The sequence below is a fragment of the Bradyrhizobium sp. SZCCT0148 genome (genome assembly GCF_018129985.1).
GTDB classification, from domain to species: Bacteria; Pseudomonadota; Alphaproteobacteria; order Rhizobiales; family Xanthobacteraceae; genus Bradyrhizobium; species Bradyrhizobium japonicum_H.
The window spans coordinates 13,786-28,084 of the sequence record NZ_JAFCKT010000027.1 but is presented as its reverse complement, the minus strand read 5'-3'; the positions used below and the strand labels follow the sequence as shown (position 1 = coordinate 28,084).

General features: G+C 61.8%; 15 protein-coding genes and 1 pseudogene. 14 read left to right on the top strand and 2 right to left on the bottom strand.

Annotation, left to right across the window (positions count from 1 at the left end; all coding sequences use genetic code 11):
- Positions 1 to 307: 307 nt before the first annotated feature.
- From JQ580_RS32970 to JQ580_RS32915, 12 genes are all read left to right on the top strand, one after another.
- On the top strand, positions 308 to 1,483 hold the full coding sequence (locus tag JQ580_RS32970) for a zinc-dependent alcohol dehydrogenase (protein ID WP_212285422.1): 1,176 nt from the start codon (positions 308 to 310) through the stop codon (positions 1,481 to 1,483).
- 11 nt (positions 1,484 to 1,494) lie between these two features.
- Complete coding sequence (locus JQ580_RS32965; RefSeq protein ID WP_212285420.1) at positions 1,495 to 2,028, top strand: hypothetical protein; 534 nt, start codon at positions 1,495 to 1,497, stop codon at positions 2,026 to 2,028.
- Between the two features lie 28 nt (positions 2,029 to 2,056).
- Positions 2,057 to 3,661, top strand: a complete 1,605-nt coding sequence (locus tag JQ580_RS32960; RefSeq protein WP_212285418.1) for an alpha-amylase family glycosyl hydrolase — start codon at positions 2,057 to 2,059, stop codon at positions 3,659 to 3,661.
- 52 nt (positions 3,662 to 3,713) lie between these two features.
- The gene (locus JQ580_RS32955) at positions 3,714 to 3,893 is read left to right on the top strand and encodes a CsbD family protein (protein ID WP_212285416.1); all 180 of its coding nucleotides are present in this window, start codon (positions 3,714 to 3,716) and stop codon (positions 3,891 to 3,893) included.
- A gap of 156 nt (positions 3,894 to 4,049) precedes the next feature.
- Positions 4,050 to 4,487, top strand: coding sequence for a DUF305 domain-containing protein (locus JQ580_RS32950; RefSeq protein WP_249134614.1), 438 nt, complete (start codon positions 4,050 to 4,052; stop codon positions 4,485 to 4,487).
- A 65-nt stretch (positions 4,488 to 4,552) separates the two neighbouring features.
- The gene (locus JQ580_RS32945) at positions 4,553 to 5,110 is read left to right on the top strand and encodes a c-type cytochrome (RefSeq protein WP_409363243.1); all 558 of its coding nucleotides are present in this window, start codon (positions 4,553 to 4,555) and stop codon (positions 5,108 to 5,110) included.
- Positions 5,107 to 6,117 carry a cytochrome c oxidase subunit II gene (gene coxB / locus JQ580_RS32940; RefSeq protein ID WP_409363242.1) on the top strand — a complete coding sequence of 337 codons (1,011 nt, stop codon included), beginning with the start codon at positions 5,107 to 5,109 and terminating at the stop codon, positions 6,115 to 6,117. The genes JQ580_RS32945 and coxB overlap by 4 nt, the downstream gene beginning before the upstream one ends.
- Positions 6,118 to 6,149: 32 nt before the next feature.
- Positions 6,150 to 8,027: a cytochrome c oxidase subunit I gene (gene ctaD, locus JQ580_RS32935; protein WP_311982631.1), complete on the top strand. Its 1,878-nt coding sequence runs from the start codon at positions 6,150 to 6,152 to the stop codon at positions 8,025 to 8,027.
- On the top strand, positions 8,024 to 8,626 hold the full coding sequence (locus tag JQ580_RS32930) for a cytochrome c oxidase subunit 3 (protein WP_212285411.1): 603 nt from the start codon (positions 8,024 to 8,026) through the stop codon (positions 8,624 to 8,626). The genes ctaD and JQ580_RS32930 overlap by 4 nt, the downstream gene beginning before the upstream one ends.
- Positions 8,623 to 8,964: a hypothetical protein gene (locus JQ580_RS32925; RefSeq protein WP_212285409.1), complete on the top strand. Its 342-nt coding sequence runs from the start codon at positions 8,623 to 8,625 to the stop codon at positions 8,962 to 8,964. Before JQ580_RS32930 ends, JQ580_RS32925 begins: the two co-directional genes overlap by 4 nt.
- Entirely contained in the window at positions 8,952 to 9,836 is an 885-nt protein-coding gene (locus tag JQ580_RS32920; RefSeq protein ID WP_212285407.1) for a cytochrome c oxidase assembly protein, read from the top strand. Before JQ580_RS32925 ends, JQ580_RS32920 begins: the two co-directional genes overlap by 13 nt.
- Complete coding sequence (locus JQ580_RS32915; protein ID WP_212285405.1) at positions 9,817 to 10,227, top strand: c-type cytochrome; 411 nt, start codon at positions 9,817 to 9,819, stop codon at positions 10,225 to 10,227. Before JQ580_RS32920 ends, JQ580_RS32915 begins: the two co-directional genes overlap by 20 nt.
- A gap of 8 nt (positions 10,228 to 10,235) precedes the next feature.
- Here the strand turns inward: JQ580_RS32915 and JQ580_RS32910 are convergent, their stop codons facing one another.
- Together JQ580_RS32910 and JQ580_RS32905 are read right to left on the bottom strand one after the other, a co-directional pair.
- Complete coding sequence (locus JQ580_RS32910; protein ID WP_212285403.1) at positions 10,236 to 11,153, bottom strand: c-type cytochrome; 918 nt, start codon at positions 11,151 to 11,153, stop codon at positions 10,236 to 10,238.
- A 6-nt stretch (positions 11,154 to 11,159) separates the two neighbouring features.
- Positions 11,160 to 11,768 carry a cysteine hydrolase family protein gene (locus JQ580_RS32905; protein WP_212285401.1) on the bottom strand — a complete coding sequence of 203 codons (609 nt, stop codon included), beginning with the start codon at positions 11,766 to 11,768 and terminating at the stop codon, positions 11,160 to 11,162.
- Between the two features lie 779 nt (positions 11,769 to 12,547).
- Here JQ580_RS32905 and JQ580_RS32900 point away from each other — a divergent pair.
- Entirely contained in the window at positions 12,548 to 12,733 is a 186-nt protein-coding gene (locus JQ580_RS32900; RefSeq protein ID WP_212285399.1) for a hypothetical protein, read from the top strand.
- Positions 12,734 to 13,877: 1,144 nt separating this feature from the next.
- Positions 13,878 to 14,266 (top strand): annotated as a pseudogene (locus JQ580_RS32895) (SRPBCC domain-containing protein); the annotation flags it as partial.
- Positions 14,267 to 14,299 lie beyond the last annotated feature (33 nt).

Here is a 14,299-nt window from a genome sequence, read left to right as displayed (position 1 = left end):
TCGGCAATCCCAATCTATGTCAGTTTATTTGACATACGCACCAAGCCGTTCGGCAAGCTAATTTCATATTGATCATCAGGCACGTCTCGACGAATTCGGCGATTAGGTCATAGCAAAGGAAGGGCCTCTGCGATGGTAGACGAACTACTCGAGGCCTTTGATGCGAAGGTAAGCGCCTCGCCTGTTTGCAGCCGCTTGGTTCGATACAGCGGTTTGTCTGATCAGCCAGTGCAAAGAATTGCAAGTCGCCTAGCAACCATCTCCATGTCCTCGACTTTTATGCCAATTGGTCAGTCGGGAGAGGAAGATGAAGGCGCTGGTTTGGCATGGCAAAGAGGACATTCGCTGCGACATCGTCACCGATCCCGAAATCCAGGATCCGCGCGATGCCATCATCAAGGTCACGAGCTGCGCCATCTGCGGCTCTGACTTGCATCTCTTCCACAATTTCATTCCGGGCATGCTGCCCGGTGACATCATGGGCCACGAGACCATGGGCGAAGTGGTCGAGGTCGGCTCCGGCGTCGACGGCAAGCTCAAGAAGGGCGACCGCATCGTCGTGCCTTTTACGATCATCTGCGGCCAATGCGACCAGTGCAAGCGCGGCAATTTCTCCGTGTGCGAGACCACCAACCGCAAGCGCCATCTCGCGGACAAGGCTTTCGGTCACGCCACCGCGGGCCTGTTCGGCTACACCCATCTGACCGGCGGTTATTCCGGTGGCCAGGCTGAATATCTCCGCGTGCCCTATGCCGACGCCACCCATATCAAGGTGCCTTCAGGGATCCCCGACGAGCAGTTGCTGTTCCTCAGCGACATCTTCCCGACGGGCTGGCAGGCTGTGGCGCAATGCGACATCGAACAGACTGACACGGTCGCGATCTGGGGCTGCGGCCCTGTGGGACAGATGGCAATCCGCAGCGCCATCCTGCTCGGAGCCAACCAGGTGATCGCGATTGACTGCCTGCCTGAGCGGCTGAGCATGGCGGAAGCTGGCGGCGCCACCACCATCAACTTCGAAACCGAGAGCGTGCTGGAGCGGCTGAACGATCTCACCGACGGCAGGGGGCCGGAAAAGTGCATCGACTGCGTCGGCATGGAATCGCATGTGATGGCCTCGCTGCCTGGCACGCTGCTCGACCGTGCGAAGCAGATGGTGATGGTCGAGAGCGACCGCCCCCATGTGCTGCGCGAGATGATCTATGTGTGCAGGCCGGGCGGCATCATTTCGGTGCCGGGCGTTTATAGCGGCCTGTCTGACATGTTGCCGATGGGCGCCTTCATGAACAAGGGCCTGACGATGCGGACCGGCCAGACCCACGTCAACCGCTGGACCGACGACCTGCTCCACCGCATCGAAGAAGGCGAGATCGATCCGTCCTTCGTCATTACCCACACCGTCCCGCTCGAACAAGGACCGGAGATGTACCAGGTGTTTCGCGACAAGCGCGATTCCTGCGTCAAGGTCGTGCTGAAGCCCTGAAGGAGCAACCCATGTTTCATTTCTCCAACATCGTCCGCACCAAGGGTGACCCGAAGATTGTCGAGGGCGGACCGAGCCTGAAGCGACCCGTTGACCAGCTCGCTCGCGCGCTTGGCTGGTTCAGCATCGGCCTCGGCGTCGTCGAACTGTTCGCGCCGCGGCGCGTCACGGAGACGCTGGGCATGGAAGGCCACGAGACCATGGTCCGCGCCTTCGGCGTGCGCGAGATCATGGCAGGCATCATGTCGTTGTCCGTCGAGAGAAACGCCGGCCTATGGGCCCGCGTGGGCGGCGACGGGCTCGATGCCGCCGCGCTGCTCTCGGGTCTGACAGCCGATAATCCCAAAAAGGGCAATATTGCGCTGGCGCTGCTGGCGGTCGGCGGCATCGCCCTGCTGGACTATAGGGCCGCGCAGGACACTAAGCCGAGGCGACCATCGCGCGACACACCGCGCAAGCTCTATCCGAACCGCAGCGGCTTCCCGAAGGGCATCGAGAGTGCCCGAAACGCGGCGAAGCAGATCGCGGCGCACGCCAAAGCATGACCAAGGCGTGACGAGGTGAAACAAGGCTATGAGAATCGAGTCTGCCGACGAGGCTGCGTGGTGGGAATCCGCCGTCATATACGAGATAGCGCTGATCTCGTTCCAGGACTCGAACGGCGATGGCAAGGGCGATCTCGCCGGCTTGCTGTCGCGCATCGACTACCTGAGTTGGCTCGGCGTCGACGCGGTCTGGCTGACGCCGATCTATAGAAGTCCTTTCCGCGACCTCGGCTACGATATCTCCGACTATTGCGCGATCGATCCCGCCTTCGGTAGCCTCGAAGATTTCGACAGGCTGCTCGACGCCCTGCACACCGAAGGCATCCGGCTCATCCTCGACCTCGTCCCCAATCACACTGCCAATGATCACGACTGGTTCGTCGAGAGCGCAAGCTCCGCCAATAGCGCCAAGGCCGACTGGTACATCTGGGCCGATGCGGCCGAGAATGGCGGCCCGCCCAACAACTGGCTGAGTCGCTTCGGAGGCAGCGGCTGGGAATGGTGCGAGACGCGGCGGCAATATTATTATCATTCCTTCCTGGTCGAGCAGCCCGACCTTAATTGGCGCAATCCGGCCGTGCGCGCCGCAATCGCGAATGTCATGCGCTTCTGGCTCGACCGCGGCGTCGACGGCTTTCGCGTCGATGCCAGCGCGGTCCTGATCAAGGACGAATTGCTGCGCGATAATCCGACTAATCCGAACGCCAAGGGCAAGCCGCCGCCGCAGCATCAAAAACCCGTCTTTACCGACGACCGGCCGGGGACGATGGATTGCATCGAATTCATCCGCGAGGTGATCGACGGCTATCGGGGACGTATGCTCTGCGGCGAAGTCCAGGGCAAGATCGATCGCATCGGGCACTTCTATGGAAACGGCCGGCCGCGCCTGCATCTGCCGCTCAATTTCGCCCTGCTCGACTCGCAATGGGGTGCGCTGTCGCTGCAGGCAACGATCGACGCGTATCTCAACGCCATCCCGGACCATGCCTGGCCAGTCTGGGTCGTCGGCGGCCACGACAAGCAGCGGATCGCCAGCAAGATCGGCGAGGCGCAGATGCGCGTGCTGGCGATGCTGCTGATGACGCTGCGTGGGACGCCGTTCTTCTTCATGGGCGATGAGATCGGCCGCAAGCGCGTGCCGATTCCCTCCGACCGCATCCACGATCCTTTCGAGAAGCTGGTGCCCGGCTATGGCCTTTGCCGCGACCCCGAGCGCGCACCGATGCGATGGGACGAGAGCCCCGACGGCGGCTTCACCATGGGCCGTCCGTGGCTGCCGCTGGAGCCGCCTGATGGCGCGGCCAATGTTGCCGGGCAGCGGCGCGACGAGCGTTCGATCTTGGCGCTGTTCCGCGCGCTGATCGCGCTGCGACGCGAACATGCGGGCCTGCATCACGGTGTTTACGAGCCGCTGCGCGGGCAGAACGATGTCATCGCCTACAGGCGGACGGACGGCCGCAAGGAATTTCTGGTCGCGCTCAACATCGCCGCGGAGCCCCGCAAATGGCACTTGCCCGGCCACGGTCGCCTCCTGATCTCGACGCATCTCGACCGGCCGCAGGAATTATTGCCGAACGCTTCCATCCTGCTCCGCGGCAATGAAGGCGTGATCATTGCACTTGAGGGGCAGTGACAAAAGAATTATTCGTCGCGTGAGGCGGGTTCGACTTGGAAGGAGGGACGCCATGGGCAAAACGAAGAGCCTTCAGCAACTCATCGTTGGAAAGACCAAGCAAGCGGTCGGTGAGATCATCGGCGACCAGGATCTGCACGATGACGGCAAGGCCCAAGCCGCGGGCGGCCGTGACGAACAGGACAAGCCGGTCGAACTCGACCCGCTGAAGAAGCTCAAGCAGCTGACGTGAACACAGAGATGCGACTAGTACTTGCCAATGCAGCGCGGCGCTGCTGCCGGGCGCGACATCCGCTTCACTAACACCTAGATCGCAGGTGCTCTGGCTGTGGTGGCGCTCCTTGGTACGTTCGCATTTTTCGGCAGCCATGGCTACGAGCCGCCTTGGATGGGGCGCGACAGGGATGCGGACCAGACCTTCATCCGCCACATGTCAGCGCATCATGCCAAGGGCACTGTGCTCGCCCGGAGCGCCGCGGAGCGCGCTAAGAACCTGCATCTTCGCGAGCTCGCGATCCTGATGGTCGTGAGCCAGGTCGGCGAGATCAGGATGTTCGGCAACTGGCGGCTAAGCTGGTTTGATACCAAAATGGCCGACTGCAGCACGACAAGCGCGCCTCCATGCCAGGGTGCCGGCGGAGCGGTTCGACGCGGTGTTCGTGCAGACCATGAGCAAGCATCACATGGCGCGGCCAGGATGGCCGAGCAGATGTTGCAAAGTGACGGAGACCCGCGCCTGCATGTTATAACCTATGCCATTCGCCACGCCCAGCAAGGTGAGATCGCGCCCATGCACGGCGCGCGAGCGGCGTTTCGGCTGAATTAGGAACCTTGGCTCAGCAAGCCAATTGACGCTTCCGGTTCCTCGATTCAAGCGAACAGATGCGGCGGATGGTGGGCGTTCTTCTTGGGATTGCAGCCGCTTTGGCGGGATGCCAGCGGGAAGAGCGGCAGTTGCGGCTCGACCCGCCCGTTGCCGAAGCCCTCGACAAAATCGCTCTGATGCCGAACCGCATCGGCGGCGCACCGCCGGAGGTATACCTCGAGCTCGGCAGACCCTACGAAGCCAATGCGTATAATCTGAGCCAGGGCAAGCGGCTTTATAGTTGGTTCGGGTGTAAAAGCTGCCACGGCGACGGTCAAGGCGGCAGCGGTCCCGGCTTTCTCGACGGCTGGTGGTATTACGGCGCTGAGTTGGTTTCAATCTTCGCCTCGATCCGGGACGGGCGATCGCACGGCATGCCAGCGTTCAGCGACAAGATGACGACGGATCAGATCTGGCAACTGGCCGGCTACGTGCAGACCATCGGCTCCTACGAAGGCAAGACTGCCGCACCGAGCCGCAACGATGAGAAACATACGCGGCCCGCCGAAAACCGCGCGCCGGCCAAGCTGCTGTTCGACGAAGGCCCCTCGCCCGTTCATCCGGATCAGGGACCGACACCGTGATACGCGCCGCCAGCAAAGCCGGCTTCAGCGCTACGCTCGTCGTGCCACTGACGGGCTGCGGCGCCAACTTGCAATCCGCGCTCGATGTCTACGGCACCGCTGCGATCAGCCTGAAACATCTGATCATTCTGATCGTCGCGGTCTGCTCTGTGGTCTGGATGTTGGTGATGGTCGCGCTGATCGCGGCTTTGTGGCGGACACGCGATGCGCATCCGACCACTCCCGAACCGGTGCGCGAGCGACGCATGACCCTGGCCGTCACCGGTGCCGTCGTCGCCACCATTCTCATCATCAGCACTTTCACCGTGTTGAGCTTCATTGCGACCCGCACGCTCAATGTGGCCGGTCAGGACGATCTGACGATCCGGGTGCGCGGTCTGCAATGGTGGTGGGGGCTCGAATATATCGGCCCCGATCCATCCCGTCGGTTCGAGACCGCCAACGAGATCCACATTCCGGTCGGCCGCAACGTACGCCTCAAGCTCGAAGGTCTTGACGTGATCCACTCGTTCTGGGTCCCGAGTCTCGCAGGCAAGCAGGATCTCGTTCCCGGCCGCTCCAACGAGCTCACCATCCGCGCTGAGCACGCCGGTGTCTATCGCGGTCAATGCGCCGAGTTCTGCGGCATGCAGCACGCCCATATGGCGCTCCTGGTGATTGCCGAACCGCAAGAGGATTTCGAGAGATGGGCGGCCGCACAGCGACAGACGGCAACTCCACCGATTGACGAGGAAGCCGCTGCCGGATTGCAGACGTTCCTGACGAAGCCATGCGCCGCCTGCCACACCGTTCGCGGTACTGCGGCGGTCGGCACCACAGGGCCCGATCTCACCCATGTCGGCAGCCGCCGCACCATCGCGTCCGGCATGTTCGAGACCACACGCGGCTCGCTCGCGGCCTGGATCGCCGATCCGCAGACAATCAAGCCCGGCAACAACATGCCTTTGGTGCCGCTGAAGCCCGACGAGTTGCGCGCGGTATCCGCATATCTGGCGAGCCTGAAGTGACCCGCCCCGCGACGGCGCCTGATACGCGCGACATCGATATCGAGCGCACGCGGCTGACCAGCACGCTGGCCGAAACCTGGAAGACCCCGCCCGGCTTCTGGGGCGCACTTACGACCGTCGACCACAAGATCATCGGCCGCCGCTACATCTTCACAGCCTTCGTCTTTCTGGCTCTCGGCGGCGTGCTCGCCGCGCTGATGCGCCTCCAGCTCGCCCAGCCGGAGGCACGCCTGATCGGCCCCGACCGCTATAACCAGATTTTCACGATGCATGGCGCTAACATGATGTTCCTGTTCGCCGTGCCCGTGATGGAAGCCGTCGCGGTCTATCTCGTGCCGCTGATGGTCGGCACGCGCAACATCGCGTTCCCGCGCCTGAACGCCTTTTCCTACTGGATCTATGTCGCAGGCGGTGCGCTGCTCTGGATCGCGTTCGCGCTCGACATGGGGCCCGACGTCGGCTGGTTCGCCTATGTGCCGCTGTCCGGCCCGCAATACGGTGCCGGCAAGCGCGCCGACATCTGGGCTCAGATGATCACCTTCACCGAGCTATCGGCACTCGCCATAGCGGTGGAGCTGGTGGTCACGATCTTCAAGCAGCGTGCACCCGGCATGACGCTCGACCGTATACCACTGTTCGTCTGGGCCATGCTGGTGACGTCGTTCCTGGTGATCATGGCCATGCCGGCCATCATGATTGCGAGCACCGGACTGATCCTCGACCGCCTCGTCGGCACGCATTTCTACAATCCTGCCGAAGGCGGCGACGTGCTGCTGTGGCAGCATCTGTTCTGGCTCTTCGGCCATCCCGAGGTCTACATCATCTTCCTGCCCGCCGCCGGCATGGTCTCGACCATGATCGAGCCATTCGCGCGACGTCCCGCCTTCGGTTATCTCGGACTGGTGATGGCGCTGATAGCGACCGGCATCCTCGCCTTCGGGCTGTGGGTGCATCACATGTTCGTAGCGGGATTGCCCCGGCTCGGCGACAGCTTCTTCACTGCATCCAGCATGGCGATCGCGATTCCCGCAGGCATCCAGATTTTCTGCTGGCTCGCCACGCTATGGGACGGCAGGCCGGTGTTCAAGACACCCCTGCTGTTCATCATCGGATTCATCGTGACCTTCGTTATCGGCGGGCTGACGGGGGTCATGGTCGCGTCGGTCCCGTTCGATACCCAGGTACACGATACCTATTTCGTCGTCGCCCATTTTCATTACGTGCTGATCGGCGGCGCCGTGTTTCCCTTGCTCGGTGCCGTCCACTATTGGTTTCCAAAGCTGACCGGACGCATGATGAGCGAAACACTCGGGCGGTGGTCTTTCTGGCTCATCATCGTCGGTTTCAACGCGACCTTCTTTCCGATGCACATCCTCGGTCTCGAAGGCATGCCGCGCCGGGTGTACACCTATCAGCCCGACCTGCCCTGGCACGGGCTCAATGTGTTCATCAGCCTCAGCGCAGTCGTGCTCACCGCCGGATTCCTGCTGTTCTTCATCAATGTCCTCAAGAGCGCACGCTTCGGCGAGGTTGCGCCGGACAATCCCTGGGATGCGTCGACGCTGGAATGGGCAACGACATCGCCGCCCCCCAGCTACAATTTCGCGATGATCCCGGTCGTCGGCAGTCTGCATCCATTGTGGGACGAGCGCGACACCCTGCCTGTCGCCGATGGCTTGCGCACTGATCGCCGCGAACTGATCGTGACCACGCTCGCCGCCGCCGAACCGCAGGCGCGTGAAGCCTCGCCACGAAACTCGATCTGGCCACTGCTGGCAGCGGTCGCGACCACGATCATGCTGATCTGGTCGATCTTCTCGCCCTGGGCCGTCGTCTGGGGCTCCATTCCGATCGCTGTCGCGCTGATCGGCTGGTTCTGGCCCAAGGGCACGCCGGAGGATGAGTCATGAGAGAGAAGATCGTGCTCGACCTCGGCCGCCTGCCACTGCATGGCATGGGCACGGCGAGCGTCACCTGGTGGGGAACGCTGGCCTTCATGCTGATCGAGGCCACCGGCTTCGCTCTCACCATCGCCGTCTATCTCTATCTGATGAGCCTGGCCACTGTCTGGCCGATCAACGCGCCGGCTCCCGACCTGCTTCCCGGCACCCTGGTGACCTTGATCCTAGGCATCAGCCTCGTTCCTAACATCTTGATCTCGCGCTGGGCCGAGCATCAGGATCTGCGCAAGGTGCAAATTGGGATGGTGATCATGTCGATCTTCGGTATCATCCCCCTGATCGTGCGCATCTTCGAATTTCCGGCCCTGAAGGTTAGCTGGGACAGCAATGCCTATGGCTCCGTCGTGTGGATACTGCTGGGCCTCCATACCACGCACATCATCACTGACCTCGTCGACACCCTCGTGCTGGGGGTCCTGATGTTCACGAGGCACGGCCCGAATAAACGGAGGTTCGGCGACGTCCAAGACAACGCCATGTATTGGAACTTTGTCGTCGCGACATGGCTTCCGATCTATGGCTGCATCTATTGGCTGGCACGGCTATGAACGCGTCACGGATCGTCACTTATCTCTCGATTTGGGCGGGTCTCTGGTTCGCCGCGTTGACTTGGGCCGTGAACATGCAGCTTGGACAGATCCTGCCCTACGCTGACTGCCGCTCCCAGCTGCCTTTGTCCGCCGTTATCTCATTCGTCGGGGCGGCGCTCGCGTCAACGTCGGGCCTGGCCTCCTGGTGGTCCCTGCGCCGCGTCGCTGGCGTGGCAGCCGAGCAGAGGAATGCCCATCTAGGCGGGATCGTCAGTACGCTCTCCGCAAGCGTCTTCACCTTCGCCCTGTTGATGCAGGGCGTCGCGGCCGTGGTGTTGAGCGGATGCGAAAAATAGGCCTTGCGACGATTGCCTGGTGGGTGCCGCACGCGGTCTATGCGCATGGGGCACCGCCGGAGGCTGCAGCACCGAGCTGGACGTTCGATCCGTGGATCGTCGCGCCGCTCATCACCTTTGGGCTCATGTACAGCATCGGCAGGCTGGTACTGGCAACGAAAGGCCGCAAACGCATATGGCAGGACGTCGTCTGCGCTGCAGGCTGGCTGACGCTTGTCGGCGCGCTGGTGTCACCGCTGCATTGGATCGGAGAGCGCCTCCTCTCGTTCCACATGATCGAGCACGAGATCCTGATGGCCGTGGCGGCGCCCCTGCTGGTGATTGCGCGTCCGGTTGGAGCACTGCTCTGGAGCCTGCCCCGACGGCTGAGGCTGACGATCGGCCGCGCAATGCGGCATGTGCTTGCGACAAAGCTGTGGGCCTTCTCGAGCACCGGCCGCAATGCGACGCTGCTGCACGGGATCGCGATCTGGGCCTGGCACGCGCCGGCGCTGTTCGATGCTGCTGTCGGGAATATCCTTCTGCATCGTCTGCAACATCTGAGCTTCTTTCTGACCGCTATCCTGTTCTGGTGGTCGGTATTCCGGCGGAGCGACACCGGCAGCGCCGCCTGGCATGTGTTCGTCACCATGCTCCACACCAGTATCCTCGGCGCGTTGATGGCACTGGCCCCGCACCTGCTCTACCGCCAGCAGGCGGACGCCGCTGCGGTCTGGGGTTTGACACCACTCGAGGACCAGCAATTGGCCGGCATCATCATGTGGGTACCGGCTGGAACGATCTATGCGGGCGCCGCGCTCGCGCTGATCGCGCTCTGGATCCGACGGGCCGGTCAGGACCGGGAGAGAACCGATGCGCTTCACGCTTCCTAAGTGGACGGCTCTCGCATTGACGACAGCGGGCCTCCTCGTTGCCGCAGCAGTCGGAGCTGGCTTCGCGTGGAGCGAGCGCCAGCAGACGGAGAACATCGCCCGCGCCATGACCGGGGGCGATCCGACTCGCGCCCCTGAGTTGATCCGCCGCTATGGCTGCGCCGGCTGCCACACCATCTCAGGCATTCCCGGCGGCGACGGAAAGGTCGGTGGTCCGCTCGACGGCCTTCGGGCGCGCGTCTACATAGCAGGCGTTGCGAGCAATACGCCGGACAATTTGATTCAATGGATGGTAACACCACAAGCGTTCTCGCCCCGCACCGCGATGCCCGCAACCGGCATCACGGAAGGCGAGGCACGCGACGTCGCCGCCTACCTTTTTGCGCAGTGAAGCCGTGCTCAAGGGCTGGGCGTCGGCCGTGACGGCAAGGATTTCACGAAGGCGGCAATCGCCTCCCGGTCGCTTTCGGGCAGAATGGCCAGATTGGTGACGACGTCGGACATGGACGAGCCGACGCGGCCGTGATTTGGCGTGATCCCCGTTTTCAGCATCGCCGCCAATTGAGCCTCCGACCAGTCGCCGAGACGCGCGGCCGTGATGTTGGGATAAAAGCCGGTGCCGGCAGGATCCTGGCCACCGGCGTAGCGCGTGCTCTGCTTGATCCCGCCCAGCATGTCGCGCGAGGAATGGCATTCCGCGCAATGGCCGAGCGCCTCGGCCAGATAGCGGCCGCGATTCCATTTTTCTTCCCGCGCCGGATCTGGCGCGATGGGGCCCGGCCTGAAGTACAGCATCTTCCAGAATGCCAGCACGCGGCGAACGCGGAACAGCGGGTTGATGTCGTGGTCCGGGGGACGCCCCTTCACCGGCGGCAGCGTGCGCAAATAAGCCATGAGGTCCCGGACGTCCTCAGCGCGCATATGCGTGAAGCTGACGTAGGGGAAGACCGGATAATAGTGGCTTCCGTCCGGAGACACGCCGCGCATCAGTGCGTTGGCGAGATCCTCGGCGGTCCAGTTTCCAATGCCGTCGATCCGGTCGGGCGAAATGTTGGGCGCGCGAAACGTTCCGTAGGGTGAGGCCAATGCTACCCCGCCGCCGAGACGCAAACGATCGGGCTGGCCCGGCGAGGCGTGGCAGGACGCGCAATCGCCGGCCGCAAATACCAGCTTGCCCCGCTCTGAATCCCCTTCGATCTCGGAAACGGCCCGCGCTTCCGCCGCGCTGATTCGTTGCGGCGCGCTCACCCACCACGCCGCAGCCAATGCGGCTCCGCCGGCGAGAATCGCAAAGATTAGCAAGTGGCGCCAGCGCATCCCATCTTACTCCCGCCAAAACTCCGCCAGTTCTTCCGCGGTCACCAGATCCACCTGGCCATGAAAGCGGGTGCGGTACATCGTCATGAGCGCGTCATGACCGATGTCGGACGAGCTGCACAGCGCGTCCTCCACGATGACGATGCGGAATCCGAGATCGACCGCGCTCATGACCGTCGACAGAACGCAGACGTCCGTTTCGGCGCCTGAGACCACGATCGTGCCGACGTTCTTCTCGACCAGCAGGCGCGCAAGGCCGGGATTGCTGAATGCGGAATAAGCCGGCTTGTCGATGACCGATGCCGGCGGCACGAACCGGTGCAGGACCGGCACGAGCTCGAGAGCGGACGCCGGAAGATGCCTGCGGGTCGCCTGATGCCAGTGCCGGAAATAGCTCTGCCATTGTCCGGGCCGATCCTCGGGGTTCTCCGGCGTGACGAAACGTGTGAAAATCGTTCTCGCCCGGCATCGCCCGACGATAGAGATGATCGTCGGCAGGACACGCTCCATCCAGGGCGTCGCCCACAGTCCGCCGGGAGCGAAAATGTTCTGCATGTCGATGCAGACGTGAACGGCGTCCCTGATTTCGGCAATTTCCGAGGCGCTGTCTCTCATTTTGTTCCAGTCCTGATCGCTTGCGTCACCCGATGACGTGCACGACGCCGAAATCGACGCTTCTCCGTTCCCGACCATTTCAGGAAGGGTGTCCTTGAACAGGCTTACCGGAATCAATGCCGACGATCGTGCGTCAGGATGTGCGCCACGACGTTGAGAAGGCCCCAGCCAACCGGCGGGAGATCATCGATCTTGACTTTGCCTTTTGCCGCATGACGCATTCCTCGCTCTCCAGACCGCGCTCACAAACCTGAAGCCAAAACCCGAGATTCCATCGCAAGTTCCTCCGTACATGGAGCCTTGCCTTGGCTCGCGCGTCGTGACCCAACCCTAAAACACATTCTATGAATGGCCATTAAGCAAAGCGCGACGCCCTCTCCCGCCAGCCCGTCGAGTAAAATTGTAAAGTGGCCCACCGGTTGCGACATACCTTCACCCGCTAAAAATGAAGACGACCGGTCAGAGCGCAGACGCCGCCATTTTCCGAAGGCGCCGTGCGTTGCCAGCCGCCGTACTTGCGACGCAATGCAAAGTCTGCCTCAATTGTTTGCGTTCGCTCACTGTCGAGGCGCGCAACCGCCGGCCCTAGAAACTCCCTTGAAGCAAGAAAGCCTGAGTTGACAATTCGTACCAAATGATACGCGCCCGTTTCGGCGACTGATGTAGCATTTGGTTTTCGACGCCGGTTACGTCGCCCATCAAGTAACCGCGTTGCGCCGCGCCGGCTCGATACTCGGCGTCGAGGCCACCGAGCGATCATCTAATCCGAGACGCTGCCGATGAAAGACATGCAAGAAAGCCTTGAGAAACTTCGAACAGATGCTGCCGAAGCGGCTCTAGTTCGTGATTTGGCGCCCGAGCCAGAAAAGAAAGCGCTCTACACCTACTTGGCCGCACACCTATCCAATCTTGCGGACGAGGTTGAGCGAGCAATCCGGCTGCAGCGCGCGCGGCCTGAACGATAGTGGACCCGCAAGTAACCTGTACAATGTGCACGCGCGTACATTGTGCTTCTTGATAAATAAGTCGAGTAAGGCAGAGACATCCGGACGATTGGGGCAGAAAAGGCACTTGAGTTGTCCTCGATGTGGCCGCCCCAGGACGAAATTCCACGCCGACCCAAAATCCGGAGCGCTAGCCAATGAGAAGCCAGACGATTGATCTACGATCCGGAGGCTCCGAGGCTATTATTACGTCAACGTTGATAATCAGTCCGAGGCGCGTTCAATTGACATGCAACGTAGAGCGTGACGGACGTTTCTGTCTGAGGTCAGGAGTTTGAGATCCCGGTTGTGGGTGCAGAACACTTCGGAATGCACCAGGGTGCATTTTGGCTGTTGCGTTTGAAAATCACAGTGGTTGATGGAATGTTAGCTGCGGAACCGACAGCACTGTCGTCGTGAATCAAAGCCTACGGTTAGGGCCAAGGTATGCGCAAAGGTTATTGCTATCAAGCAGCTCAAAAGATCGCCGTCAGAGACGGGCGCACCGTTACGGTCCGAAAGGATACCGGTCACGAGCCATTAGCTGAGACGAGTACGGCCAGCTCCGGAAGTTGCAATGCTTCGTTGCCTGAAAACGAGTTGCTCGATCTCTACCAAGCCTGAAGTCTGGAACTGGCGGCCGCCTCTCTAAGAGGAAACTTTCTAACAGGCGAGAACTCTACGAAGGCCGAACGGCGACATTTGGCTTATCGGACGCGACCGGAAACGGCTACGCTCATCAGCCGAATGCTCAATCATGTGGCGCTCTCCATTTTAGGAGAATTCTTGCGCGACGCAAAAGGCGTCCGGGCAGCAAGCCCTCACGATTGATCGGCACCTTGGTGCAGGTGTCACCCTCCGTCGATAACTTAAAAGTTTTAAGCGCACCGCACTAGGTCCCCTCAAAACCCGTCGCTAAGGGAAGCGTCCGTATGGCCAGCAAACCTGCCTTCACAAGCCATGCCGTCTACTCAGGGTCAGGCGGTAATGTTCGACCAACCCCGAGTTTGCGAGAGTGGTTACTCAACGTTTGGCCGGAGGGCCGTTCTTGTTATCGGGAAGTCACTTGCGTCTGCGGGGGCGGTAATTCTCCCCGCAGCGGCCGACGGCCAGGGCGAGTCGAGCGATGTCGCGCGTGATCGACGCGCCGCGCGATCAGGTGTTCGAGGCATGGTCCAGCTCGAAGCATCTGCCACAATGGTTCGGGCCGAAGGGATTCAAGGTCGAGACCTTCGAGATCGACGTCCGCGTCGGCGGCGTGTGGCGTTTGATCGGCCCTGATGGCACGGTCTATCCGAACCGCATGCGCTTCCGCCGTCAGCGGCCGTCGCTGATGGAGATGGATCACGGCGTCGACAGGACGACGATTTCCCGGCATGGAGCAACGGCAAGACCGGGCTGATGATGACAGCTGGCCTCGAACACCGCGCAACGTGACGGCATGATCGGCTTCGACGCCGTGCACAATACGGCTACCAGACGCTGGACAAGCTGGCGGCCTATGTGGCGGGCATGAGCGTTAGGAACCAAATAGTCCCGGCGAATGAT